The 26,042-nt window shown below is 60.4% G+C and carries 26 protein-coding genes; 25 read left to right on the forward strand and 1 reads right to left on the reverse strand.

The features are described from left to right. The first annotated feature begins 56 nt into the window (after nucleotides 1–56). From LK493_RS07930 to LK493_RS08035, 22 genes are all read left to right on the forward strand, one after another. Nucleotides 57–983 carry a transporter substrate-binding domain-containing protein gene (locus LK493_RS07930; RefSeq protein WP_227790670.1) on the forward strand — a complete coding sequence of 309 codons (927 nt, stop codon included), beginning with the start codon at nucleotides 57–59 and terminating at the stop codon, nucleotides 981–983. Nucleotides 984–992: 9 nt separating this feature from the next. Continuing rightward, nucleotides 993–2,141: an amino acid ABC transporter permease gene (locus LK493_RS07935; protein WP_227790671.1), complete on the forward strand. Its 1,149-nt coding sequence runs from the start codon at nucleotides 993–995 to the stop codon at nucleotides 2,139–2,141. Between the two features lie 22 nt (nucleotides 2,142–2,163). Then, nucleotides 2,164–2,949 carry an amino acid ABC transporter ATP-binding protein gene (locus tag LK493_RS07940; RefSeq protein WP_227790672.1) on the forward strand — a complete coding sequence of 262 codons (786 nt, stop codon included), beginning with the start codon at nucleotides 2,164–2,166 and terminating at the stop codon, nucleotides 2,947–2,949. Nucleotides 2,950–3,021: 72 nt separating this feature from the next. After that, nucleotides 3,022–4,437 (forward strand): M20/M25/M40 family metallo-hydrolase, encoded by a 1,416-nt coding sequence (locus LK493_RS07945; protein WP_227790673.1) that lies wholly within the window; start codon nucleotides 3,022–3,024, stop codon nucleotides 4,435–4,437. Nucleotides 4,438–4,666: 229 nt separating this feature from the next. Continuing rightward, the gene (gene prfA, locus LK493_RS07950; protein ID WP_138375237.1) at nucleotides 4,667–5,734 is read left to right on the forward strand and encodes a peptide chain release factor 1; all 1,068 of its coding nucleotides are present in this window, start codon (nucleotides 4,667–4,669) and stop codon (nucleotides 5,732–5,734) included. Nucleotides 5,735–6,365: 631 nt separating this feature from the next. After that, nucleotides 6,366–7,616 carry a N5-glutamine methyltransferase family protein gene (locus tag LK493_RS07955; protein WP_227790674.1) on the forward strand — a complete coding sequence of 417 codons (1,251 nt, stop codon included), beginning with the start codon at nucleotides 6,366–6,368 and terminating at the stop codon, nucleotides 7,614–7,616. Nucleotides 7,617–7,721: 105 nt separating this feature from the next. After that, nucleotides 7,722–8,087, forward strand: a complete 366-nt coding sequence (locus LK493_RS07960; protein ID WP_227790675.1) for a type II toxin-antitoxin system RelE/ParE family toxin — start codon at nucleotides 7,722–7,724, stop codon at nucleotides 8,085–8,087. Beyond that, nucleotides 8,074–8,376 carry a helix-turn-helix domain-containing protein gene (locus LK493_RS07965; protein ID WP_006235701.1) on the forward strand — a complete coding sequence of 101 codons (303 nt, stop codon included), beginning with the start codon at nucleotides 8,074–8,076 and terminating at the stop codon, nucleotides 8,374–8,376. Before LK493_RS07960 ends, LK493_RS07965 begins: the two co-directional genes overlap by 14 nt. A 148-nt stretch (nucleotides 8,377–8,524) precedes the next feature. Next, nucleotides 8,525–9,268 carry an L-threonylcarbamoyladenylate synthase gene (locus LK493_RS07970; RefSeq protein ID WP_227790676.1) on the forward strand — a complete coding sequence of 248 codons (744 nt, stop codon included), beginning with the start codon at nucleotides 8,525–8,527 and terminating at the stop codon, nucleotides 9,266–9,268. Nucleotides 9,269–9,281: 13 nt separating this feature from the next. Further along, complete coding sequence (gene glpK, locus LK493_RS07975; RefSeq protein ID WP_227790677.1) at nucleotides 9,282–10,823, forward strand: glycerol kinase GlpK; 1,542 nt, start codon at nucleotides 9,282–9,284, stop codon at nucleotides 10,821–10,823. Nucleotides 10,824–10,946: 123 nt separating this feature from the next. Next, the gene (gene upp / locus LK493_RS07980; protein WP_195544539.1) at nucleotides 10,947–11,594 is read left to right on the forward strand and encodes a uracil phosphoribosyltransferase; all 648 of its coding nucleotides are present in this window, start codon (nucleotides 10,947–10,949) and stop codon (nucleotides 11,592–11,594) included. A gap of 283 nt (nucleotides 11,595–11,877) precedes the next feature. After that, nucleotides 11,878–12,189 (forward strand): hypothetical protein, encoded by a 312-nt coding sequence (locus tag LK493_RS07985; protein WP_035138788.1) that lies wholly within the window; start codon nucleotides 11,878–11,880, stop codon nucleotides 12,187–12,189. Between the two features lie 3 nt (nucleotides 12,190–12,192). Continuing rightward, entirely contained in the window at nucleotides 12,193–12,996 is an 804-nt protein-coding gene (gene atpB / locus LK493_RS07990) for a F0F1 ATP synthase subunit A (RefSeq protein WP_022094263.1), read from the forward strand. 124 nt (nucleotides 12,997–13,120) lie between these two features. Continuing rightward, nucleotides 13,121–13,315 carry an ATP synthase subunit c family protein gene (locus LK493_RS07995; RefSeq protein WP_022094262.1) on the forward strand — a complete coding sequence of 65 codons (195 nt, stop codon included), beginning with the start codon at nucleotides 13,121–13,123 and terminating at the stop codon, nucleotides 13,313–13,315. Nucleotides 13,316–13,330: 15 nt separating this feature from the next. Beyond that, complete coding sequence (gene atpF, locus LK493_RS08000; protein WP_006235712.1) at nucleotides 13,331–13,933, forward strand: F0F1 ATP synthase subunit B; 603 nt, start codon at nucleotides 13,331–13,333, stop codon at nucleotides 13,931–13,933. Continuing rightward, entirely contained in the window at nucleotides 13,923–14,399 is a 477-nt protein-coding gene (locus LK493_RS08005; protein WP_035138792.1) for a F0F1 ATP synthase subunit delta, read from the forward strand. The genes atpF and LK493_RS08005 overlap by 11 nt, the downstream gene beginning before the upstream one ends. Continuing rightward, entirely contained in the window at nucleotides 14,399–15,997 is a 1,599-nt protein-coding gene (atpA, locus tag LK493_RS08010; protein ID WP_227790678.1) for a F0F1 ATP synthase subunit alpha, read from the forward strand. The genes LK493_RS08005 and atpA overlap by 1 nt, the downstream gene beginning before the upstream one ends. A gap of 5 nt (nucleotides 15,998–16,002) precedes the next feature. Beyond that, nucleotides 16,003–16,911: an ATP synthase F1 subunit gamma gene (gene atpG / locus LK493_RS08015; protein WP_227790679.1), complete on the forward strand. Its 909-nt coding sequence runs from the start codon at nucleotides 16,003–16,005 to the stop codon at nucleotides 16,909–16,911. Beyond that, the gene (gene atpD, locus LK493_RS08020; protein ID WP_006235717.1) at nucleotides 16,911–18,365 is read left to right on the forward strand and encodes a F0F1 ATP synthase subunit beta; all 1,455 of its coding nucleotides are present in this window, start codon (nucleotides 16,911–16,913) and stop codon (nucleotides 18,363–18,365) included. The genes atpG and atpD overlap by 1 nt, the downstream gene beginning before the upstream one ends. Before the next feature lie 3 nt (nucleotides 18,366–18,368). Beyond that, nucleotides 18,369–18,761, forward strand: coding sequence for an ATP synthase F1 subunit epsilon (gene atpC, locus LK493_RS08025; protein ID WP_006235718.1), 393 nt, complete (start codon nucleotides 18,369–18,371; stop codon nucleotides 18,759–18,761). Nucleotides 18,762–18,849: 88 nt separating this feature from the next. Next, entirely contained in the window at nucleotides 18,850–20,133 is a 1,284-nt protein-coding gene (gene murA / locus LK493_RS08030) for a UDP-N-acetylglucosamine 1-carboxyvinyltransferase (RefSeq protein WP_227790680.1), read from the forward strand. A 12-nt stretch (nucleotides 20,134–20,145) separates the two neighbouring features. Next, nucleotides 20,146–21,381: an LCP family protein gene (locus tag LK493_RS08035; RefSeq protein ID WP_227790681.1), complete on the forward strand. Its 1,236-nt coding sequence runs from the start codon at nucleotides 20,146–20,148 to the stop codon at nucleotides 21,379–21,381. A gap of 255 nt (nucleotides 21,382–21,636) precedes the next feature. On the opposite strand, the gene pepT is transcribed toward LK493_RS08035, so the two are convergent. Then, the gene (gene pepT, locus LK493_RS08040; protein WP_227790682.1) at nucleotides 21,637–22,884 is read right to left on the reverse strand and encodes a peptidase T; all 1,248 of its coding nucleotides are present in this window, start codon (nucleotides 22,882–22,884) and stop codon (nucleotides 21,637–21,639) included. Between the two features lie 120 nt (nucleotides 22,885–23,004). Here pepT and LK493_RS08045 point away from each other — a divergent pair, with 120 nt between their 5' ends. The 3 genes from LK493_RS08045 (at nucleotide 23,005) to LK493_RS08055 (ending at nucleotide 25,890) form a co-directional block, all read left to right on the forward strand. Then, the gene (locus LK493_RS08045; RefSeq protein WP_040359600.1) at nucleotides 23,005–23,427 is read left to right on the forward strand and encodes a metal-dependent transcriptional regulator; all 423 of its coding nucleotides are present in this window, start codon (nucleotides 23,005–23,007) and stop codon (nucleotides 23,425–23,427) included. A 10-nt stretch (nucleotides 23,428–23,437) separates the two neighbouring features. Continuing rightward, on the forward strand, nucleotides 23,438–24,331 hold the full coding sequence (locus LK493_RS08050) for a homocysteine S-methyltransferase family protein (RefSeq protein WP_006235725.1): 894 nt from the start codon (nucleotides 23,438–23,440) through the stop codon (nucleotides 24,329–24,331). Nucleotides 24,332–24,489: 158 nt separating this feature from the next. Beyond that, entirely contained in the window at nucleotides 24,490–25,890 is a 1,401-nt protein-coding gene (locus LK493_RS08055; protein ID WP_227790683.1) for a phosphoglucomutase/phosphomannomutase family protein, read from the forward strand. The last annotated feature ends 152 nt before the right edge of the window (nucleotides 25,891–26,042 follow it).

Here is a 26,042-nt window from a genome sequence, read left to right on the forward strand (position 1 = left end):
TGCTGGCGTATATCCTGTTAAGTCGTCAGCATACGATTCAACAGGGAAGGCAGATTATGCATTCTCCCCATCAACGCGACGCGCATCCACAGCCGGTATGCAGCCGTCGCATCTTTTTGGGTAGCGCTCTCGCTGCGAGCGCTTCCGTCGTCGCCGGCGCGCTTGCCGGCTGTCAGCGCCCGTCAACGCTCAAGGTGGTTCGGCCCACGACGGGCGGCGGTCGCGACGACCTGTCCGATTCCGTGATCGGCAAGGACAAGATCCGCATTGGCATGGAGGCGGCCTACGCCCCGTACAACTGGCAGGTCTCCGAAGCCAGCGAGTACACCATCCCCATCGACAACGTGCAGGGCGCCTATGCCGATGGTTACGACGTGCAGATCGCCAAGATCGTCTGCAAGGCCCTCGGCGGCGAGCCCGTTGCCGTCAAACAGAGCTTCTCGGGTCTTATCGATTCGCTCAACAACGGCCAGATCGACCTCATCATTGCCGGCATGAGCGCCACGCCCGAGCGCGAGGAGTCCGTTGGCTTTTCCGATCCGTACTTCATTGGCTACTTTGGCCTGTTCGTAAAAGAGGGTTCCCCCTACCAAAACGCGACCAAGCTCAGCGACTTTAGCGGCGCTACGGTGCTCGGGCAAAAGGACACCATGCTCGATACCGTCATCGACGAGATCCCGGGCGTTGTCCACAAAAACCCGGTCGACTCGGTCCCCACGGTGTTTTCGAATCTGCTGCAGGGCACCTGCGACGCCGTGACTTACAACACCGAGAATGAGAAGGGCTATATGGCCCAAAATCCCGGTATCGTCCCCATCCAGTTTGCCGAGGGCGAGGGCTTTAAGCAGGAGGTCACGGCAAATGTCGGTTGCCGCAAGGGCTCGGACAAGCTGCTTAAGCTCATCGACAAGACACTCAAGGGCATTAGCCAAGAGGAGCGCGACCAAATGTGGGGCGCGTGCCTCGACCGTCAGCCGGCATAGGGAGGCAGCATGAAAACCATTAATCGCCTGGCCTCCTTTATCAAGGCCGACCACCGTTATGTATACCTGGGCACGAGTGTTATCGCGGCGCTCGGCCTGGCGTTTAGCCAACGCAACCCCACGCCGCTGAGCTTCTTGGCCCCCACCGGTATCTTCCAAGACTGCCTCTGGGCAATCCTTTGGGCCTGGCTCGTCGTGTCGGCGGCGGCGCTGGTCACCAAGCTCATGCACTGGAACGACTATCGCGAAAAATCGCCGTTTGTTTCCGAGCGTTTCCGTCGCGGCGCGCGCCTAGGCAGCTATGTCGTCGTTGCTATTGCGGCGATCTTCTTTGTCGACCGCTGCGTCATGTCATTTATCGACCTGGTGCAGGTGAGCATTGTCTCGGATTCCAACCCCAGCGACTTTTTGTCGAGCCTGGTCTACATGACCTACAAGAGCGGGGACTTCTTCATTCGCGGTATCGAGATCACCATCGCGCTTGCCACCTTCGGCACCGTCATCGCATTCTTCCTGGCACTGCTCTTTGTGTTCCTGCGTATTCAGACGTTCGACCGCGTGGATAACGACCTGGTGCGCTTCTTTAAGAGTATCGGCCGCGGCTTTGCGACCGTCTACTCCACCATCGTGCGCGGCACGCCCATGATGGTCCAGGGTCTGCTCATCTATTACGCGGGCTTCACCGTTTTGCGCGGCATGGGCTTCGAGACCGCTCAGGCCAACCAGATTTGGAGCACCTTCACCGCCGGCCTCGTCACCATCTCGCTCAACTCCACCGCCTACATGATGGAGGTCCTGCGCGGCGGCATCGAGTCCATCGATCCCGGCCAGGCCGAGGCAGCACGCTCGCTGGGCCTGTCGCAGTGGCAAGCTATGCGCAAAGTCGTGTTCCCCCAGGGCATTAAAAACGCGATTCCGGCGCTCACCAACGAGCTCATTATCAACATCAAGGACTCGTCGGTGCTCTCGGTTATCGGCGTGTTCGACCTCATGTACGCCACCACCACCGTCGCCGGCGTGTACTATCGCCAGATGGAAGTCTACTGCGTGGCGCTCGTGGTCTACCTGATCCTGACGCTCGTGGCGAGCCGCCTGCTCGAGGCCTTTGGCAAAAAGCTCGGCGCCGAGGCTCCGGTCACGCTGCCCAGCTCCAACTAGGCTAAAGACGAGGAGAATCATCATGGCAGATACCGCCATTACCGGCGTTGCGGCCGCCGCACAGACCAATGAGCCGCTCATCCGCGTCGAGGGCCTGCGCAAGAGCTTCGGCTCGCTCGAGGTGCTCAAGGGCATCGACCTGTCCGTTAACCCCGGCGAGGTCGTCACCATCATCGGCGCCTCGGGTTCGGGCAAGTCGACCTTCCTGCGCTGCCTCAACCTGCTCGAGACCCCGGACGCGGGCCACATCTGGTTCCACGGCCAGGACCTCACGGCCGAGCGCTGCAACATCAACAAGCTGCGCGAGGACATCGGCATGGTGTTCCAGGGCTTTAACCTGTTCAACAACATGGATGTGCTCGATAACTGCACGCTCGCGCCCGTCACGCTCAAAAAGATGAGCAAGGCCGAGGCCGAGAAGGTCGCGATGGAGCATCTGACGAGCGTGGGGCTCGAGAAGTTCGCGCACGCCGCCGTGGGTCGCCTGTCCGGCGGCCAAAAGCAGCGCGTTGCCATCGCTCGTGCCCTATGCATGAATCCGCAGATCATGCTGTTCGACGAGCCGACCTCCGCACTCGACCCCGAGATCGTGGGAGAGGTGCTCGAGGTCATGCGCAAGCTCGCTGCCGACGGCATGACCATGGTCGTCGTCACGCACGAGATGGCCTTTGCCCGAACCGTGTCCGACCGCGTGGTCTTTATGGATAAGGGCGTGGTGCTCGAGGACGCCGCGCCGGCCGAGATCTTTGGCAACCCCAAACACCAGCGCACCCGCGAGTTCCTCTCGCGTTATCTCGAGGACAAGTAACCGACCGCAAATGTTTGCATGACAGGGCCGCTCCCGTGGGGCGGCCCTCGTCATCACAATCGAAAGGATGTCATGGCCGAGGTTTGGCGCTTCTTTGCGCATGAGGATGATTTTGCCGATTTGGACGAAGCTGGTGCGTGCGAGCGCCTGGGCCGCGTGCTGTCGTTTCCGACGATTTCGAGCATGGATGCCCAGACGGTGGACTGGCAGGCGTTTGACGACCTGCGCGCCTATATGCAGCAGGGCTGGCCGCGCGTGTTTGCGACGGGCGAGGTCGAGCTCATCGACCATTCGCTGCTCGTGACGCTTGCCGGCACCGACCCCGCCCTCAAGCCGGTCATGCTCATGGGCCACATGGACGTGGTTCCCGTGGTACCCGGCACCGAGGCTGACTGGACGCATGCCCCCTTTAGCGGACATGTGGACGACACCTACATTTGGGGTCGCGGCGCCATCGATATGAAAGACCAGGTCGCAGGCATTCTCGAGGCGGTTGAGTATGCGCTCGCACACGGCTGGGAGCACAAGCGTACCCTGCTGCTCGCCTTTGGCCAGGACGAGGAGACTACGCAGTACGGCGCAGGCGCCATCGGCCGCGCGCTCGAGGAGCGCGGCATTGAGCTTGAGTACCTGATCGACGAGGGCGACTACCGCATCGTTTCGGCTGCCGAGTACAGCGCGGGCGAGGACTGGCTCATGCACGCCGACCTTGCCGAGAAGGGCTATGCCGATATCGTGCTCAAGACGAAGAGTGAGGGCGGGCATTCGTCCAACCCCTACGGTGGCACATCGCTCGAGGTGCTCAGCCGTGCCATCACCGCAATCTGTGATATCGAGTGGCCGACGCGCGTGACCGACTTGCTTGCCGCCCAGCTCGTCGAGTTGGGGCTCTACACGGCCGACGAGATTGCCTCCAACAAGGACACCATCGTGCGCGATTGCCTCGCCAGCAAGAAGCTCTATCCGCTCGTGACCACCACCTGCGCGCCCACGCAGGTCGAGGGTGGCAGCACCGGCGCCAACGTAATGCCGCAGGATATGTGGGCCAATATCAATTTCCGTATGCTCGAGGGCACGAGCGTGGCCGATGTCGTGGCCCGCTGCCGCGAGGCGGTTGCCGCGGCGGGCCTTGCCGACCGTGTCGAGGTCGAGCTCGGCCCCGGCAGCTCCGAACCCTCGCCGTCTCCGCGCATCGGCGGACCGGGACTCGAGGCGGTTCGCTCCATCGCCGCCCGCTATTTCCGTGATCCAAAGGGGACGGAGGAAAACGGATCATCCGAGCCGTTGGCGATTGTCCCCTCGACCGTGATCGGCGCGACCGACGCTGCCAACTACCAGCGCATTTGCTCCGAGTGCATTCGCTTCTCGGCCTTTGTGGTCGACGATGACGAGTGCGATCGCGGCGTCCACGGCACCAACGAGCGCATTACCCGCCGCGCCTACCTCCAGGGTGTCCGCTTCCTCGTCGTCCTGATCCATACGCTTTAGAATCCGACAAAGGGACTGTCCCTTTGTCGGATTCCGTGCGGGTTATATGCAGGTTTGCCTGCGCACGCTATCATGTATGGGTTAGACCGCAACTATGTACCTCATACGCGAAGGGATGCGCATGTATCTGAAGATCGACATGTTCTAGCTGGGCTTACCCCCGCAGTGGCGCCGCGCGCCCCATCAACTCTGCCGATTTTCGCCTTCACGCACATAAAGGAGTCCCGCCATGCGCGACAAGCTCGAAAAGATCATTAAGGCCTACGAGGAGCTCGAGAAGAAGCTTTCCGACCCGGCCGTCGCCTCCGACATCAAGGAGTTCACGCGTCTCAACAAGGAGTACGCACACCAGTCCGACCTCATCGCTGCCTCGCGCGAGTACATCGGCGCGCTCGATGACATCGAGGCCGCCAAGGAGATGCTCCGCGACACCAGCGATGCGGACGAGAAGGAGATGCTCCAGATGGACATCTCCGAGAACGAGGAAAAGCTTCCCCAGCTCGAGGAAGACATCAAGTACATGCTCATCCCGAGTGACCCCAACGACGACAAGAACACCATCGTCGAGATTCGCTCCGCCGCCGGTGGCGACGAGGCGGCCATCTTCGCCGGCGACCTGTACAAGATGTATCAGCGCTTTTGCGAGTCGCGCGGCTGGAAGACCACCGTGCTCGACTCCAGCCCCAGCGAGGCCGGTGGCTTTAAGTCCATTGAGTTCAAGGTCGAGGGCGACCGCGTCTACTCCGTTATGAAGTTCGAGTCCGGCGTGCACCGCGTCCAGCGCGTTCCCAAGACTGAGTCCCAGGGCCGCATTCAGACCTCCACGGCTACCGTCGCCGTACTTCCCGAGGCCGAGGAGATCGACGTCCAGATCAACCAGTCCGACCTGCGCATCGACACCTACTGCGCCTCCGGCCCTGGCGGTCAGTGCGTTAACACCACCTACTCCGCCGTGCGCATCACCCACCTGCCCACCAACACCGTGGTGCAGTCGCAGGAGCAGCGTTCCCAGATCCAGAACCGCGAGGTCTGCATGCAGATGCTGCGCGCCCGTCTGTACGAGATGGAACTCGAGAAGCAGCAGGCAGAGCTCGGTGCCGAGCGCCAAAGCCAGATCGGCCACGGCAACCGTTCCGAGAAGATCCGTACCTACAACCAGCCCCAGGACCGCGTGACCGATCACCGCATCGGTTTCAACTCCACCTATAACGGCGTCCTTCTGGGCGATCAACTCGGCACCGTCATCGAGGCGCTCGCCGCCGCCGAGCGAGCCGAGAAGCTGGCACAGGCTGTGTAGGTTCCGCCGTTCTACCGAACGGCGGACCAGCCGACGCTGCGCGGGCCGCATTTGGACAATCTGACGTTCAACTTCAAGGGCGCGACCAGAAGGTCAGCGCCCTTTCGTTTCACGTCACCTTGTCTCAAATGCGACCCGCTCGCTGTCCGTCCTCTACCTGCGGCGCTGCCTTGCTCCGGATGCGGTATGCTCAACCTGCGGCGCCTTAGAGGTAGTCATTGGGGACGTTCTTAAATGACTAGGTTGGGCACATTGCTTTGAGATGTTATTCAATCGGCTTTGATGGCCATGAAGTCGGCTACCTGCTCAAAGAAATTAGCGGCATTCATCTGCTATTGAAAATATTGCTCGAAAAACCGTTCAAGAAGTCGCGGGGTGATTTTTACCGCGTCGCGCGTCAAGTGATTTGGCAAGTTCTTGGTTAGATATTGGTCAGTTTTGGGCAACCTTGCCAAAAGCTTGACGAATGCAAATCTAGACGTCGGCGAATGAACATTTCAGGCAGGTTCCAAGCAAAATTCTGGGCTGATTCTCGATAATCGCCTTCAATTGTCCCTTGCCAAGCGCTGGCCTCGCGTACAATCTGCTCCGACATTCGCGCGCCGCCCGGCGCTTAAGAGGGGAGGGCCCCATGGCAAACGAGATTTGGACCATCAAGCGTTGTCTCGAGTGGACCAAGGAGTACCTGGCCGAGCGCGGCGAGGAGCACCCCCGTCTTTCTGCCGAGTGGCTGCTGTGCGCCGCCACGGGCCTGGCACGCATTGACCTATATATGCGTATGGACGAGACGCTTAACGCGGCTCAGCTCGAGACCATGCACGCGGCCGTTGTTCGTCGCGCTAAAGGTGAACCGCTGCAGTACATCACCGGCAGCACGCAGTTTCGCATGATCGACGTCGCGTGCGCCCCCGGCGTGCTCATTCCGCGTCCCGAGACCGAGATGCTCGTCGAGGAAGTCCTCAATTATCTGGATGCCGAGGTGCTGAGCCCCGAGGCTGCCGCCCGTCAGCGCGTTGAGCTGCCCTGGAACGATGAGGTTGAGGAGGCACGCAAGGCCGAGGCCGCGCTGGCAGACGAACGCGCGACCGCCGAGCGCCGTGCCGCTAACCTGACGGCCGCCGACGAGGCGGCGCTAGGCGGCGACGTATTGGGCAGCCGCGCCTATGCCGAGGAGCTGGCCGACCGCGAGGCCGAGGAAGCCGCCGCGCAGGCAGCAGAAGCCGAAGCCGCGGAAGCCGCCGAGCCCGAGCTCGACGAATACGGCATCGCCATCGAGGGTGCCGGCCAGGAGACGGCTTCGGCTCAGGATGCCGCTGCGCCTGCCCCAGCCGAGCCCCGTATCGCCCGCGTTCTCGAGGTCGGCTGCGGCACGGGCTGCATCTCGCTCTCCCTTGCCTGGGAGCGCCGCGGCCACGTTACCTGCACCGCCACCGATATCGAGCCACGCGCCATCGATCTGGCCACCAAAAACCGCGACGCGCTCGGCCTCACGGCAGATGAGGTTGCCTTTAGTCTCACCAACCTGGTGAGCTCCATTCCCCACGACGAGTGGGGCACCTTCGACGTGCTCGTTTCCAACCCGCCCTACATCCCGACCGGCGTCATGCGCTCGCTGCCGCACGAGGTCAAGGACTTTGAGCCCGACTTGGCGCTCGAGGGCGGTGCCGACGGCCTGGACATCTTCCGCCGCCTGCTCAATGCGGCGCCTTACATGCTGCGCGCCGGCGGCCTGTTTGCCTGCGAGCTCTACGAGGGCGCCCTCGATGCCGCGGCCGAGCTCTGTCGCCAGGCAGGCCTTTCGGACGTGCGTATCGTCCACGACCTCACCGATCGTCCCCGCATCGTTCGAGCCATCGTCACCGAGCCCAAACAGCGTATTTAAGCTGAATAAATAGACATTTGCGCAAGTTTGTCCTTGCAATATACCGTAAAACTTCTACTATAGAAGGAGAAAGGTATATCAAATCAGCTGCATCGGTACCGTATCGTGCTTGATTACATTGAACCTTGGCTTGATGAGCAGGATGAAGCTACGCTGAAGCAGATTTATGCAGACCTTTTGGTGCTCGAGAAGGAAGGTCCCAGCCTTGGTCGTCCGCTGGTTGACCGCGTAAAGGGCTCGAAGCTTCATCATTTAAAGGAGCTGAGAGTGACGTCGTGTGGTGGGCAGGTGATTCGCATCCTCTTCGCCTTTGACCCCAAGCGCCAGGCGGTATTGCTATTGGCGGGTGATAAGTCGCGAGCGGGATCGTCAAGGGCAAAATGGAACGGTTGGTATGCGATCAACATTCCAAGGGCCGAGCAAATATACCGTCGCCACGTAAGGAGGCTCGATCGAGATGGAACTGCATGAGTATATGGAATCTCGCGGGATAACACGCGACTCCATTACCGCCGAGCAGGAGAGGACTCGCGATCGTATCGAAGCCTATAAGCTTGCTCAGATTCGCAGGTTAAAAGATCTAACACAGGCGTCGGTCGCCCAGTCGATGGGCGTTTCTCAAAAACGTGTATCCGAGCTCGAGCGTGGGGAGTTGGGTTCGATGAGGCTCGACACGCTGAGCAGGTACGCAGAGAGCCTCGGCGGAAAACTGGTTGCAAGCATCGAGTTTCCCGATCGTACCGTTACGCTTGCGCGCTAAAAATCTTCAATTAACCCCCTCACTTTCACCGACTACTAGAGCCGCTCACCAAACCAACATGCGCTCTGGGCAAATAGGTTGAATGTTTCGTGCGAGAATGCCCCACAGTAAACAAACTTGCACCGGAGCGTAAGGGGCTGGCATACACATGCAGACGGTCTATCGGGTATACGAGGGAACGCGCGAGCCGCATCGGCTTGCCGTCGAGCGCACGGCCGAGGTGCTCGGCCGCGGCGGCCTGGCCTTGATTCCGACCGAGACCGTCTACGGTGTCGCCGTGGCAGTCAACGCCTTCTCGGATGCCGTGCCCCAAGATACAAGCGAATTCCCATCGTGGCCGCGCGATCCGCAGGCTGCCGTCAATGGCGCCGCAGTTCCTGCGCTCGGCACCGGCTATCGCCGTATCTTCACTCTCAAGCAACGTGAGCTCACGCAAACCGTCGCTTGGCTGGTCGATGGCGTCGAAGCACTCGACCGCTATGGCGTGGATATCCCGGAAGATGCCCGCGTACTCGCGCGACGATGCTGGCCGGGAGCCCTGACTATCGTGGTCAAGGCAACCCCCTGCGTGCCGACCTTTATGCGCGCTGCCGACGACACCGTGGCCCTGCGCGCTTCGGCCTCTCCCGTGGTCCAAGCGCTCATCCGCGCCTGCGGCAGTCCCCTTGCCTGCACGAGCGCCAACACACACGGCGCGCCTTCGCCGGCAAGCTTTGCCGCCGTCGAGGGTCGCATCCTGGAGGGGGTCGATGTTGCCGTCGACGCCGGTGAGACCCCGTGTCGCGACGCCTCGACCATCGTGTCGTTCCAGCACGGCGGGCTCCAGATCCTGCGCCAAGGCGCACTTCCCGCATCAGAGATCGAGCGGGTCCTGTCCGACCCGATGCAATAGAAGGGTGTAAGCGATGTCGTTGAATCTGGGCAGCCTGGGCATGGAAGATGCCTCGTTTAACTTTGGCGGTTCCTACATCATGGCGCTCGACTGCGGCACTACCTCGGTACTCGCGGCCATTGTCGACGAATACGGCTGCATCGTTGCCCAGGCGCGTCGTAGCGTCAAAACCAGCTTCCCGCGCCCCGGCTGGGTGGAGCAGGATCCCACGGAGGTGCTTGCCAGCCAGATCGGCGTGATGATGGAGGTTCAGTTTAAGAGCGGCATCCATTCCGATCGCATCGCCGCCATCGGCATCTCCAACCAGCGCGAGACCACGGTGGTCTGGGACCGCGTGAGCGGCCAGCCCATCTATAACGCCATCGTATGGCAGTGCCGTCGTACCGCGCCGGCGATCGACGCGTTGGTTGAACAGGGTTGCGAGGAGCTGGTGCGCTCCCGCACGGGACTTACGCTTGACCCGTATTTCTCGGCCTCCAAGGTGCAGTGGATTCTCGACAACGTTGACGGCGCACGCGAGAGCGCGGCGGCGGGCGACCTCATGTTTGGCACCATCGACACCTGGCTCATCTACAACCTCACCGGCGGCCAGGTCTTTGCCACCGACTACACCAATGCCAGCCGCACGGCACTCTTTAATATCCATACGCTCGATTGGGACGACGACCTGCTGGCGCTCTTTGACGTTCCACGTTCCATGATGCCCGAGGTTCGCTGGAGCTCGGGCGACTACGGCCGCGTCGCGAGCGACATCATGACCAACATGCCGCCCATCATGGGCGTGGCGGGCGACCAGCAGGCATCGCTGTTCGGCCACTGCTGCTTCTATCCCGGCCAGACCAAAAACACCTATGGCACGGGCTGCTTTATGCTCATGAACACCGGTGACGAGATCGTCGAATCCAAGAACGGTCTGGTCTCCACGATCGGTATCGCCGCGGACGGCAAGATCAGCTATGCGCTCGAGGGTTCTATCTTTGCCGCCGGCTCAACCATGAACTGGCTGCGCAACAACATGGGCATCATCTCGAGTGTGAGCGAGTCCGCGCAACTCGCCGCTTCGATCAACGACAACGAGGGCTGCTACTTCGTCCCCGCCTTCGCTGGCCTGGGCGCTCCCTGGTGGGATCCGCATGCCCGCGGTATCGTGTGCGGCCTGACCGGTGCCTCGAGTCGCGCGACCATTGTGCGTGCGGCCTGCGAGTCCATGGCCTACCAGAGTTATGACGTGCTGCGCGCCATGGAGCAGGACGTGGGACTTTCGATTGAGCGCCTGTCCGTCGATGGCGGCGCCTCACGCAACGAGTTCATCATGCAATTCCAGGCCGACCTGCTGGATATCCCCGTGCTGCAATGCGAGACGGTGGAGACCACGGCAATCGGTGCCGCGTACTTGGCGGGTCTTGCCGTCGGCTATTGGGAAGACCTTGAAGAGCTGGAGCAAAATGCCCAGATCGTTAGGACCTTTCTTCCCCATATGTCCGCCGAGCGTCGCGAGCAAAACCTTGCGGGCTGGCGTGATGCAGTCAAGCGCTCGCTCAGTGCTGCACAGTAGGGCTGCGATGGGCTGCTCGATACAACAAACCGCTAAACTTATGCATGGCGTGCGGCGGCAACGTTGCTGCGCGCCTTGTCAGCAAGGCCGTTTTGCGGCCGCAACGAAAGGGGCAATCAACCCATGACCGTCACCTACGATGCGTCCCGTGTGACGCTTGTCGATCATCCGCTCGTCCAGCACAAGCTGTCGATCCTGCGCGACAAAAACACCGGCACCAACCAGTTCCGCCAGCTCGTGCGCGAACTCGCGCTTTTTGACGGCTACGAGGCCATGCGCGACCTGCCTATGGAAGACGTCGAGGTCGAGACCCCCATCACTACCGCCACGTTCAAACAGCTCGCCGGCAAGAAACTCGCCATCGTGCCCATCCTGCGTGCGGGCCTTGGCATGGTCGACGGCATTCTCGACCTGGTGCCCTCCGCTCGCGTAGGCCACATCGGTATGGAACGCGACGAGGTTACCCATGAGCCGCATGAGTATTACTGCAAGATGCCCAAGGATATCGACCGGCGCATCTGCCTGGTCGTCGACCCCATGCTCGCCACGGGCGGTTCGGCCGAGATGGCCATCAGCTACCTGCGCGAGCGCGGTGTCAAGGACATCCGCATGCTGTGCATCGTCGCTGCCCCCGAGGGCCTCAAGTCGCTGACTGAGAAGGACCCCGATGTGCATATCTATACCTGCGCCATCGACGACCATCTCAACGAAGCTGCCTACATCGTTCCCGGCCTGGGCGACGCCGGCGACCGCATCTACGGCACGCTGTAATCTCTGGGCCATACCGGCTAACGTCGAAAATACGAAGAAATGGTGCGCGCGGGCGAGCAAAAGACGACCGCGCGCACTCCTGTTAACGGACGTTTTGCCCTGCAGGGTTCGAGAAAAACGTATTACCGTACCTGCGGCATAAAGAAGGTCTTAAGAAAACGAACAGGTGCGTATTAACCGATGCTTTTTTCGGTTGTACTTTAGCGATTGGCTCGTACAATAGTCACCAATGTTTGGCGGGAACTGTCCTGTGAGGCGATAAAAAAGGAAAGTGAGGACGCCAGTGTTTCAGATAGCCGATCTGCTCGCTATCGTTGCAGGTGCCATCGCGGGCGCGATTGCCTTCCTTCCCTTTGTCTTTACGCTCAAGCCGGTTCTTGACGATAAGCAGAATGCGGACATGCTCAAGGGTATGGTGAGTCTCGCGGTCTCGGCAATCGCGTTGCTTGTCTTTACCTTGGTTGTGTTTGTGTTGTTCGGAGAGGCATTTCGCATGTTCCTCCTGGGCGAGGCGATCGGCTTCGTGGCCTTTATGGCCGCCTGCGCGGTTCGCGTCGCCAAGGCGCTGCGAGATCCTCATGAGGTCGAAAGGTAAGTCGTGGAAATTTTTGAAAAGCTGCCTGATGAGATTAATCATCTGGTCAGCGAGTTCAGCTCCACCCCTGTCGTGGGCGATCTGAGCTGCGGCATCACGCAGTACTCGTTTTGGCTGATCGTCTCCACGATCGTGCTCCTGATCGTCCTGGCCGTGTTCAAGAAGAAGCAGACCCTGGTTCCCAAGGGCTTCTTCGTCAACGGTTTCGAGTACATCATCGAGTACGTCGAGAACGATATCGGCAAGGGTGTCGTGGGTGAGAACTGGAAGAAGCACTTCCCGTTCCTGTGCTCGCTTTTCCTGTTCATCCTGATCAATAACATGATCGGCCTGATCCCGGGAATGAAGCCCGGCACCGGCGCAATCGGCTCCACCGCCGCACTCGCCATTTTCGCCTTCGTGTACTTCATCTACTACGGATGCAAGGCTCACGGCGTGATCGGCTACATCAAGAGCCTCGCCCCGCAGGGCGTGAGCTTCCCGATGAACGTGCTCGTGTGGGTCGTCGAGCTTTTCTCGACCTTCCTGCGCCTCATCACGCTTGCCGTCCGTCTGTTCTGCAACATGTTCGCAGGACACGTGGTCATGGGCTCGTTCGCCATCATGGCGAGCATGTTCATGCAGCCGCTGCTTCAGCAGGTTTCCGCGGCCCACGCCGTCGGCGCCCTGCCTTCGCTGGCCTGGCTTGCCATCCTCATCCTGATCTATGCGATCGAGCTTGTGGTCGGCGCCATCCAGGCTTACGTCTTCACGGTCCTTACCGCCGTGTATGTCTCCGAGGCAGAGGAGGTCGCGGAGGAGGAGTAGTCTTCCGTTCGTGCCTTAAAGGTAAGGCAATTCGTTAAACCGCCGGTGCCCGTACCCATGGAGCCCGGCAGTTATAAAAAGGTTATCCTGCGTGAAATAAGACACGCACGACAAAGGAGGAATCGTGGGAGTTATCGGTTACGGTCTCGGTGTTATCGGCGCTGGTCTTGCTATCGGCCTGTCTGCTCTGGGTGCTACGGGTGCTATGGCCCGTCAGCCTGAGGTCCAGGGCCGCGTGTTCACCGTCTTCATCATGGGCTCCGCTTTCGGCGAGGCTCTGGCTCTGATCGGCTTCGTTGTCGCGCTGATCGTTAAATAGCACGGAGCGTCAAGTATGAATCTTTCATCCCAGAAGAGCGCGATCGCACTCTCCGCGTCCGCGGCCGCGCTGCTCATGCCGGTTTCCGCGTTCGCCGAGGACGGCGCCGCCGGTGCGGACATCCTCATCCCTAAGATGGCGGAGTTCATCCCGGCGCTTATCGCCTTCCTGATTATCTGGATCGTGCTGGCCAAGGTCGCCCTGCCGGGCATCATGAAAACCATGGAGGAGCGCGGCAAGAAGATCGAGGAGAGCCTCGACGAGGCCGAGAAGACCAAGCAGGAGGCTATCGCCAAGCGCGCTGAGTCCGACTCGATCGTCACCGACGCCCGTCGTCAGGCTGCCGACATCGTTCTCGAGGCCCGTAAGGACGCCGAGTCCGAGCGTGCCCGTATCATCGAGGCTGCTCACAAGGAGGCCGAGGAGATCATCGCCAAGGCCCATACGACCGTCGAGGACGAGCGCAAGTCCATCTATGCCGGTGCCGCGAGCTCCATCGCCGACCTGTCCGTTGCCGTCGCCACCAAGATCGTGGGCGAGGCACTCGAGGACGATGCCGAGCAGAAGAAGCTCATCGAGCGCTACATCCAGGAAGCAGGTAGCCTGAATGCCGACTAGCCGCTATCAGGACAAGGTGCTCGAGACCTACGCGCGTTCCCTTTTGGAAGCCGCCAAGGCCGAGAACCATGTGTTCGAGGACCTCGAGATGGTCGAGCGCTTGGCTTCTGCCAGCCCCGAGATCATCGCCGTGCTCGACACCATGTCCAAGCGCGACCAGCTCGACCTTCTTCCCAAGGTGGCAGCTGCCTTTAAGTATGTTGCCGAGGAAGACGAGGATGTAGTGGGCGTGACCGTCACCACGGCGATCCCGCTCGACGACGAGCTGCGTCAAACCATCACTAAGAAATGCGAGCAGGACTTCGGCCGCAAGGTATTCCTTATCGAGCAGGTCGACCCGTCTATCGTGGGCGGCCTGGTGCTCGAGGCCCGCGGCGAGCGTCGTGACATTTCCGTCAAGACGCAGCTGCGCATCGCGCAGGAGACCCTCGCAAACTCTGCTAATTCGTACGGAGGTGAAGCCTAATGTCCGAAACCCTCAATGCCCAGGATATCGCCAAGAAACTGCAGGAGCAGCTCACGAGCCTCTCCGCGACGGTCGATACGCATGAGGTTTCAACGGTCGACGAGGTAGGCGACGGCATCGCGCGCGTCTCCGGCCTCAAGAGCGCCATGGCAGGCGAGCTTCTGGAGTTCAAGAGCTCCGATACCGGTGAGACCGTCTTCGGCCTTGCCCAGAACCTTGACCGTGACGAGGTCGGCGCCGTTCTGTTTGGTGCCGTCGACTCCATCAAGGAAGGCGACGAGTGCCGCACCACTGGCCGCATTATGGATATCCCCGTGAGCCGTGCCATGCTCGGCCGCGTCGTCAATCCGCTCGGCCAGCCCATCGACGGCCTGGGCGACATCGTCGCCACGCACCGTCGCCCCATCGAGTTCAAGGCTCCCGGCGTCATCGATCGTACCCCGGTGTGCGAGCCGGTTCAGACCGGTCTGCTCGCTATCGACTCCATGGTGCCTATTGGCCGCGGTCAGCGTGAGCTCATCATCGGCGACCGTAAGACCGGTAAGACCGCCATCGCCATCGACGCTATCCTCAACCAGCGCGGCAAGGGCATTGTCTGCATCTATGTCGCCATCGGCCAGAAGGCCTCCACGGTTGCCAACATCCGCGAGACCCTCGCTCAGCACGGTGCGCTCGACTACACCATCATCGTTTCGGCCACCGCTGCCGATTCCGCCCCTATGCAGTACATCGCGCCTATGGCCGGTGCCGCTATCGGCGAGTTCTTCATGTACAACGGCGAGGACGGCAAGCCCGCCAGCGAGACCAACCCCGGCGGCCACGTGCTCGTCATCTACGATGACCTGTCCAAGCAGGCTGTGGCCTACCGTCAGATGTCGTTGACGCTGCATCGTCCGCCCGGACGCGAGGCCTATCCTGGTGACATCTTCTACCTGCACTCTCGTCTGCTCGAGCGTGCTGTCAAGATGTCCAAGAAGAACGGTTACGGCTCCATGACAGCTCTGCCGATCATCGAGACCCAGGACGGCGACGTCTCGGCCTACATTCCGACCAACGTCATTTCCATTACCGATGGTCAGATCTACCTGCAGTCCGAGCTCTTCTTCCAGGGCCAGCGCCCGGCAGTCGACGTGGGCATTTCCGTGTCCCGCGTCGGTGGCGATGCGCAGACCAAGGCTATGAAGCAGGTCGCCGGCAACCTCCGTCTGGACCTCGCTTCCTATCAGGAGCTCGCTGGCTTTACGCAGTTTGGCTCCGACCTTGACGAGGCTACTCAGAAGCAGCTGACCCATGGTGCCCGCATGACCGAGCTCCTGAAGCAGCCGCGCTACAAGCCGTTTGAGGTTGGCGAGCAGATCGTTACGCTGTTCGCTGGCAACGAGGGCTTCCTGGATGACCTGGAGATTGCCGACGTGCTGCCTTTCCGTGCCGAGCTCATCGAGTACATGGACAATGGCTTTGGCTCGCTGCTCGACAAGGTTCGCGCCAAGAAGATCGATGATGACACCAAGGCTGAGCTCTTGCGCGTCATCGGCGACTTCAAGCAGCAGTTCATGGCCAAGCACCATTCGGATGTTTCTGGATCAGAGGAGAACTAAGCCCCATGGCCAACCTTCGCGACATTAAGAAGCGAATCTCCTCGGTTACCACGACCAAGCAGATCACGCGCACGATGGAGATGGTCTCTACGGCCAAGATCCGTCGTGCTCTCGATCGCTCCAAGCAGGCCGAGCCCTATAAGGAGGCGCTGACCGACGTCATGTTGACGGTCGCCGGCGACGCCTCCTGTTCGGGCACCGATCCCATGCTGCAGAAGCATGAGAGCGTCAAGCATGGCCTGATTGTCGTTATTGCCTCGGACCGCGGCCTTGCCGGCGGTTTCAATACGACGGTGGAGCGCACGGCCGAAAAGCTCGCCGCTTCTTGGGCGAACGACGGCATCGAGTGCGAGATCATCACGTGTGGGCGCAAACCGGCCACGTATTTCCGTGACCGCGCAAACGTCGTCATGCACTTTGAGGGCAACTCCTCTGAGCCCGATTTCAATCAGGCCCGCATGATCTCCTCTCATATCTGCGATGCGTATCGTGCCGGTGAGCTTGACCGTGTCGAGCTTGTCTACCACCACGCCAAGAACCGCGTGGATCAGGAGCTTCGCGTCGAGCATCTGTTGCCGCTCGACCCCGAGATGATCGCTATGGCCCACGGTCCGCGTAAGAACGAGACCGACGCCCCTAAGCGCATCTCGTCCACGTTCGAGTTCGTGCCCTCTCCCGAGCATGTTCTCGGCAAGCTTGTGCCGTCTTATATCCTGACGGTCATCTACCAGGCCCTGATCGATTCGGCGGCTGCCGAGCAGGGTGCACGCCGCAAGGCCATGCACTCCGCGACGGAAAACGCCACCGCGATCATCTCGACCCTTACCCGCACGTATAGTCGCGTGCGCCAGGCTTCGATCACGACCGAGATTAACGAGATCGTCGGCGGAGCCTCAGCATTGGAGGAACAGTAATGGCTAATAACACCGTAAAGCTTGCGGTCGAGGAAGCCACCAAGAAGACGACTGCCGGTGATGGTCGCATCGTGCGAATCATCGGCCCTGTCGTCGACGTCAAGTTTGACGGCGCGGTGCCCCCGATCTACAACGCGCTCACGGTCGAGGCCGAGACCCCGATCGGTCATCTGAGCACGATCCTCGAGGTCGAGAGCCAGCTTCCGGGCGGCGTCGTCCGCACGGTCGCCATGTCCTCGACCGACGGCCTGCAGCGCGGCCTCATCGCCACCGATACCGGTGAGCCCATGAAGATGCCCGTTGGCCCCAAGACGCTCGGCCGCATTTGGAACGTCATGGGCAAGCCCGTCGACGGCAAGCCCATGCCCGAGGTGGAGGAGTTCTACCCCATCCACCATGCAGCGCCCCGTTTCGACGAGCTCACCACCAAGACCGAGATCTTCGAGACCGGCATCAAGGCCGTCGACCTGCTCGAGCCCTACATCCGTGGCGGCAAGACAGGCCTGTTCGGCGGCGCCGGCGTTGGCAAGACCGTTCTGATTCAGGAGCTCATCAACAACCTCGCCCAGGAGCACGGCGGCACCTCGGTGTTCACCGGCGTCGGCGAGCGTACCCGCGAGGGCACCGACCTGTTCCTCGAGATGAGCGAGTCTGGCGTTATTGACAAGACCTGCTTGGTCTATGGTCAGATGAACGAGCCGCCCGGAGCGCGTCTGCGCATCGGTCTGGCCGGCCTTACCACCGCTGAGTATTTCCGTGATCGTGGCCAGGACGTTCTGCTGTTCATCGACAACATCTTCCGCTTCTCCCAGGCAGGTTCCGAGGTTTCCGCACTGCTGGGCCGTATGCCGTCCGCCGTTGGTTACCAGCCCACGCTGGCAACCGAGATGGGCGACCTCCAGGAGCGCATTACCTCGACCAAGACGGGCTCCATTACCTCCGTCCAGGCTGTCTACGTCCCCGCAGACGACCTGACCGACCCGGCGCCTGCCACGACGTTTACGCACCTCGACGCCACCACGGTTCTTTCGCGTAGCATTTCGTCGCTCGGCCTGTTCCCGGCTATCGACCCGCTCGCGTCTTCCTCCGACGCTCTCGATCCCTCGATCGTCGGCGAGGAGCACTACCGTGTCGCCGTCAAGGTCCAGGAGCTCCTGCAGGAGTACTCCGACCTTCAGGACATCATCGCCATTCTGGGTATGGACGAGCTGTCCGAGGAGCAGCGCCTTACGGTCAACCGTGCCCGTAAGATCCAGCAGTTCCTCTCGCAGTCCTTCCACGTCGCCGAGAAGTTCACCGGCAACCCCGGTGTCTACGTCCGCGTCGAGGATACCGTCCGCTCTTTCGCCGAGATTGTCGACGGCAAGGCCGATGACCTGCCCGAGCAGGCTTTCCGCTATGCTTCCACGATTGAGGACGTGCGCGAGCGCGCCCGCAAGATGGGGGAGAAGTAGGTTATGCGTATCCGCATCGTGTGCCCCGTGAGCTGCGCCTATGAGGGCGACGCTGCGTTTGTTTCGATTCCGTCCACGGATGGCGAGTTTGGCGTTCTGCCTGCTCACTCCAGCGAGATCTGCACGATCGACCGCGGTTACGTTCGCGTTTCCGATAAGGCCATGGGCACTGTCGACCACACGTTTGCCGTGGCCGGCGGCTATGCCCAGGTTGCGGACGATGTCGTGACCGTTCTCGCCGAGCGCGCTTGCGATTTGGCGACCGTCGATGCCGACAAGCTTAAAGCTGATATTCAAGGTTTTGAAGAGAAGCTGGGTAATTTGTCGGAGGATGATGCACGCCGCGCCTACCTCTATAATGAAATCGCATGGTGTAAGCTCAAGCTTGCCCAATAGTCAAACGATTTATCGTTCGACCATTTGCGAACACATCATGCCCGGGATGGCCCAGCCATCCCGGGCATGCTTTTTGAAAGGGTAGACCTTGGATATTATCCGCGTTGAGGGTGGCCACGCCATCGGAGGCTCCGTGCCCGTTTCGGGCGCCAAGAACTCCGCACTCAAACTCATGGCGGCAACGCTTCTGGCGCCGGGCAAGACGACGCTGCAGAACGTGCCCGATATTTCCGATGTCCACGTGATGGGCAAGGTGCTCAAGGGCATGGGCGCTACGATCGATGTTCTCGACGAGCATACGCTCGAGATTGATACCTCTCAGGTCGATTCTTGGGAGGCCCCCTACGAGCTCGTTGCCAAGATGCGTGCTTCCACAGCCGTGATGGGACCCCTGCTGGGCCGTTTCCATCGTGCCAAGATAGCCATGCCCGGCGGCTGCAACCTGGGTGCTCGCAAGATCGATATGCACATTCTTGGTCTTGAGGCCCTGGGCGTTGAGTTCGATACCGCCCACGGTTACATCAACGCTAATGCGCCCCAAGGTCTGCGCGGTACCACCGTCACGCTCGAGTTCGCCAGCGTCGGTGCGACCGAGAACCTCATTATGGCATCCGTGCGCGCGCAGGGTACCACGGTTATCGACAATGCCGCCCGCGAGCCCGAGATCGTCGATCTCGCTAACATGCTCAACGAGATGGGCGCCAAGATTGTCGGCGCGGGTACGCCCGTCGTGACTATCGAAGGCGTGGAAGAGCTCCATCCCGTTACCCATCGCGTGGTGGGCGACCGCATCGAGGCCGGTACCTTTATCGTTGCCGGTGCGTTGATGGCCGACGATCGCGGTGTCGATGTCACGGGCTTTTGCCCCATTCACTTGTGCATGGTGCTCAAGAAGATGGAGCTCATGGGTATCGACTGCGAGCGCGTCGAGGATGGCGTCCATGTAAACCGTGCCGAGCGTATCAAGCCGGTCGACATCCAGACGCTTCCGTTCCCCGGTTTCCCGACGGACATGCAGGCGCAGATTATGGTGCTCTCCGCTCTCGCCGACGGCAGTTCCGTTATTACCGAGAACATCTTCGAGAATCGCTTTATGTTTGCCTCTGAGCTGGTGCGCATGGGTGCCGACATTCGTATCGAGAGCCATCATGCCATGATTCATGGCGTCAAGGGCTTCTCGGGCGCACAGGTTACCTCGCCCGATCTGCGTGGCGGAGCGGCCCTCGTCGTAGCGGGCTTGATCGCCGACGGGACGACCGAGGTTTCGGCCATCCATCACATCAAGCGCGGCTACGAGCAGTTTGTCGAAAAGCTGCAGGCGCTCGGCGCGCATGTCGAGCATGCTTCCGTCCCCGATCCCGTCATCTACTAATACAGGTTGCCTATGTTTAATAAAAAGCCCCTCGCGGATACCACCGCCCGAAGACCCTCAACTGGTGCGCAGGCCAAGATCTACAGTCGCGATAACGTGGCTCGCTATTCCGAGCGCGCTCGTCAACGTCGTCGTAGCCACACGATTCGTCACGTCGCGCTCATTGTCGTGCTTGGCGTGCTGCTGAGTGCCACTACCGCTGCCGGCCTGTGGTTTGCCACCATTATGGGCAAGCTCGGCGATTCTAATGTCATTACCGACAATCTGCGTCGGGTTCTGGTTGACACCGATGAGGCAAAGGATCCGTTCTACGTGCTGCTTCTTGGCACCGACGGCCGTCCGGGCGAGGATACGTATCGTGCCGACTCGATTATCTTGGCACGCATCGACCCCACGCAAAAGCAGGCGACGCTCATTTCCGTTCCGCGCGACACCAAGGTCGAGTACAAGGGCGAGACCATGAAGATCAACGCCTGCCATACCGTTGGCGGTGCCGAGGCCATGGTCGAGGCGGTCAACGAGCTGTGCGGTGTTCAGATTTCCCACTATGCCGAGGTCAGCTTCGACGGTATGCAGGCGCTGATTGATTCGGTTGGCGGTATCGACATTAACGCAACCGATGATGTTGACGACCCCGAGCACCTGGATATCAAGATTACCGCTGGCCAGCAGCATATGGACGGTGCCACCGCCCTTACCTATGCCCGCTGCCGCTACACCTATGCCGACGGCGATTACACGCGCATGCGCCACCAGCGTCAGGTACTTGGCGCCCTTGCCAACCAGATTCTCAATAACTTCGATGCCACGAAGATCTTTGGCCTGGTTAATTCGCTGTCCGATATGCTTGTAACCGATATGAGCGTTCAGGATATCGTGGCTACGGTCAACGCCATGCGCGGTATGGATGTCGACGGTATCTACTCGGCCAACCTGCCCTCGTACGCCGACGACAGCACCATGATCGACGGTGTGAGCTACGTCTTTGTCTACGAGGACGAGCTCAAGGAAATGATGGAGCGCGTCGATGCCGGCAAGGATCCCAAGGGTCCCAACACCATGGGTCTTTCCGACGGTTCCAGCTCTACGATCGGCGACCTGAACAACAACACGTCTGACGACTACGCAAACGGTACCGCAACCTCATCGGTCAGCTCTGACGATCCCGATGACTCAAGCGATTCGAGCGATTCGGACTACTACGAAGAGCCCACCGGCGACGGCAACGGCTACGAAGCCAACTACTAAGTTACGGCGTTTTACCAAACGCCGTAACGGCTCGACGCTGCGCGCCGCCCAAGGCGACAATTTGTCATTCAAAAGGCAGGGCATGACCAGAAGGTCAATGCCCTGCCTTTTTCATGCCAACTTGTTCGCCATGGACGTCGCTCGCTGACGTTGGCTCAACCTGCGGTGCTGACTACTCCCCTTGCACCAAAAACCGCCCCGTTCTCTCGGTTTTGAGGACGGGGCGGTTTTGCTTACCTAGATTGTTCGAGTTCCCTATGCAAAGCGGGCGACGAGCTCCTGGAGCACGTCGGTCATCTTGACGAGCGAACTGACCGGGACGAACTCGTTGACGCCGTGGTAGCAATAGCCGCCGGTGGAAAGGTTGGGGCAGGGCAGACCGCGGAACGACAGCTGGGCGCCGTCGGTGCCACCACGAATTGGCAGCACTTGGGGCTCAACGCCGCAGGCAAGGTAGGCTTCCTTGGCAACATCAATAAGCTCGGGATAGTCACGAACGATCTCGGCCATATTTCGATACTGCTGCTTAATCTCGACCGTCACGCGCTCCTCACCCAGACGCTGGTTGAGCATCGAGGCAGCGGCATCAATAAGGTCGAGTTTCTGCTGGAACTTGGCGGCGTCATGGTCGCGGACGATATAGCGCGCTGTGGCGTGATCGACGGTCGCAGATACACCCTCAAGGTGATAAAAGCCCTCGTAGCCTTCCGTATACTCCGGGCGCTGTACGTAGGGGAGCAACGCGTTGAAGTCGCAGAACAGATTGCCTGCGTTGACCATACGGCTCTTAGCGTCGCCCGGGTGGATGGACTGGCCCTCAAAGCAGACGGTCGCCTCGGCGGCGTTAAAGCATTCCCACTCCAGTTCGCCGATGGGGCCGCCGTCGACCGTGTAGGCGTACTTGCAGCCAAAGGTATCGATATCCAACAGCTCGGCTCCGTGGCCGATCTCCTCGTCAGGGCAGAAGCAAATGCCGAGTGCGGGATGGGGCAGAGAAGGGTCCTGAGCGATACGCGCGACAAGCGACATGATCTCGGCGACGCCTGCCTTGTCGTCCGCGCCCAGCAGCGTGGTGCCATCGCTGCAGACCAGGTCCTCACCTGCGAGGTCGTTCAGGGCGGGAAGCTTGGCGGTACTCATGGCAACGGGCTTACCGTCAACCGTGCCGCAGACCAGGTCGCCGCCTTCGTAGTGTACGATGTGCGGTTTCACGCCGGCACCCGGTGCAACTTCGGTGGTGTCGAGATGGGCGATCAGGCCCAGGGCGGGCTTGTCCTCAGCGCCCGCACTTGCGGGGATATGCGCGCAGACATAGGCGTGCTCGGTCACGTGGGCATCTTCCGCACCAAGCTCGCGCAGCTCTTCAGCCAGCACGTTGGCAAGGTCAAACTGAACGGCGCTCGAGGGTACCTGGTCGCAGTTTGCATCCTCGGACTGCGTGTTGATCTGGACGTAGCGCAAAAAGCGCTCGAGGACATCGGGGTTCGTGGTGGTGTTTTCCATAAAGACCGCTCCAATCTTGGTCGTCGTGTGCAACAAGAACTCTAGCACGGTATGCCACGGCATACCGCGACGCTTGGATGGGGTAGAATCAGCCATTGAATGCAGAAGGGACGGAAGATCATGGATACGACAAATAGCTCGCGCGAACTACATCTGACGGTGGCGAACGAAGACTACTTGGAGTGCATGGTTCGCATTGAAAGCGAAGAGGGGGAAACCAACGGCGTTCGATCGGTCGACATCGCGCAGCGCCTTGGCGTCTCCAAGGCATCGGTCAATAAAGCGGTTTCGGCTCTCAAGGCATCCGAGCTTGTCGAGCAATCGCACTACGGCAAGGTGATCCTGACCGATCGCGGCCGCGAGGTTGGCACGGCTATCTGGTACCGTCATCGCCTCATCCGCACGTTTTTGGTTCAGGAGCTCGGTGTCGAATTTGAGCGAGCCGATTCCGAGGCCTGCATGATGGAGCATGCGCTATCCGAGGACACGATGAGCCGCTGGCTCGCCTATCTCGAAAAGCAGGGAATCAGCGTCGAGGAATAGCGGGATATATATGGATACGAGTTATTACAACCGCTTTGGTGCCGAGGAACTTACGCGCCGCTTGTCGAGCGAGACCTTGTTGGCGCAGGGCCCCATGGGCAGTGTTTTGTTGAGTGAGTACGATGCCGCCGACATTCCACCGGCGTTTTGGAATCTGGCAGAGCCGCAGACCGTTTCTCGTATCCATCGCTTGTATGTCGCCGCCGGCGCGCAGGTGCTCATTACCAATACCTTTCAGGCATCGAGCTATGCCCTCAAGCACGACCAGATTGCGCCGTCCGTGGCGGAGGTCAATCGCGGGGCCGTCGACGATGCCCGCCAGGCGCACCCTCAGCTACTGCTGGGCTCGATGGGCCCGATCGGTATTGAGTGGTTTGCCGAGGACTCTGTCGAGTATCGTGAAATCCGCGGCATTGCGCGCGAACAGGCGCACGCCTTGCTCAATGCTGGTGTTGACGGTCTGCTGATCGAGACGGTGACGTCTATCCGTAATCTGCAGCCCATGCTTGCCGGCGCCCGAGATGCCGCCGACGGCATGCCTGTTCTGGTGAGTTTTGTCGTTGACGATAAAGGCGACCTGCTGGGCGATGGCCTCAACATCGAGGCAGCCGTTTTGTACGCCGAAAAACACGGCGCAAACTCGGTTGGTGTTAATTGCTGTTCGCTTGCGGCCGCGAATGCGGCGGTGCCCAGGATGGTTGCATCGGCGACTACTCCCGTTACGGTGCGTCCCAACGTAGGCGATCCGGTCCAGACTCAGGATGGCCCCGTATGGCACGAGAATCCCGAAGCTTTCGCGCGCGCATGCATCGAATGGAGACATGCCGGCGCCGCAATGGTGGGCAGTTGCTGTGGAACCACGGCAATCACTACGGCAGCGATGGCCGAGGCGCTCGATATATAAAGGGCAAAACCGCTCCATACGGGGCGGTTTTTTTATTGCTTGCATGTCCTCGGCAGCATTTGCCCAAATGGTGAATGCTGGTGCCGGCAGGTTGCTGAGTGCGTGTTGCGGGTATACCTCACGCGTACCATGATCCAAACACTGTGAGGTGTCTGCGCGTGTGCGCGATAATTCATTTTGGAACTGACGGTTGGCGCGCTCGCGTCGATGAGGACTTCACTGCCGATAACGTTGCCCGTATCGCCGATGCCGTCGGCGAGTTGTGGCAAAAGACCAATCCGGGCAAAACGGTATATATAGGGTTCGACACCCGGCCCCTGGCGAGCGAGTTCGCTGAGCTTGCGGCGGGCGTGCTAGCAGCGCACGGGCTGGACGCCGTGCTCGCTTCGCGACCTGTTCCGACCCCTGCCCTTACGTGGGCGGCGGCTTATGACGGTGAGGCGTGCGGCGCGCTCATGGTGACGGGGTCCCATCATCCGCAGGGTTATCTGTGCCTCAAGATTCGCATGGGTGACGGCTCGACCGCCAACCAGGATGTCATCGAAGAGCTCGAAGAGACCATGGCTCCCGAGCCAATGGGGATCGAGGGGCAATATCGCACCGCGGATATCATTCCTGACTATATGCAGGCGGTGGCATCGTTTGTCGATGCCGAAGCCATCCGCGGCGCGCACATGCGCGTGGTTGTCGATCCCATGGGCGGCGCAGCCCAGGGTTATCTAGCCGACTTGCTGCGCGAGCTTGGCGTTGAGGTGCACGAGATTCACGCCGGGCAGGCGTCTGACCAAGAAGATATCTGCCCCGACCCCGTTGAGCCTTGGGTGGACGCTTGCGAGCGCACGGTTATCGATGACGGAGCTTGCGCTGGTCTGGTGACCGACGGCGACGCCGACCGTATCGGTGCGGTTGACGAGCGCGGCAGATATATACATCCGCATCAGATCATGGCGCTCGTTTTGGGCGACTTGGTTCAATTTCGTAATTTGGAGGGGCGCGTCGTCGTCAATCTTTCATGCTCGACGCTCGTGCGTCGCATTGCCGAGGCGCTTGGCTGCCGCGTGACCGTCAAACCAGTCGGTTTCAAATATATAGCGGCGGAGATGAAGAAGGGCGGCGTCCTCATAGGCGGTGAAGAAGCCGGTGGTATCGGCATCGCCGCGCATATGCCCGAGCGCGATGGAATCCTCGCCTGTCTGATTCTGTGTGAGCTTATGGCTAAGACGGACGCGCCTTTGGGCGTTCTGGTCGACCAACTCGAGGACAGTTTTGGTAAGACGAGTTACGGTCGACGGGATTTGCGCCTTGAGGCCGAAGATGCCGAAACGTTACGAACCCTGCTGCCGGGCGTAAACCCCAAGTCGATTTGTGGCAAGGTGCCGCAAAACGTTAGTCATATGGATGGCTTGCGTTTGGCATTCGAGGATGATACGTGGCTGCTGGTTCGTCCTAGCGGGACCGAACCAGTGGTGCGCGTCTACGCCGAGGGGTTCTCGGTGGAAGAACGTGATGAGTTGCTCGATGCTGGCTGTGCTTTAGCTAGGGGGACGTATCCGCTTTAACCATGAGACTGCCTTATATAAAGAGATGCTCGGCGAGCGGTAGGTAACGGCTGGCAAACGTTAGTCGGATCCCAATATGTGTAGGAAATGTGTACGCCCAGATTCCCGCCCCCGGGGCCCCTCCGGTCTGGCAATATATCTCCTTGCCGCGC

Source organism: Collinsella aerofaciens (genome assembly GCF_020709435.1).
Lineage (GTDB): Bacteria > Actinomycetota > Coriobacteriia > Coriobacteriales > Coriobacteriaceae > Collinsella > Collinsella aerofaciens_AU.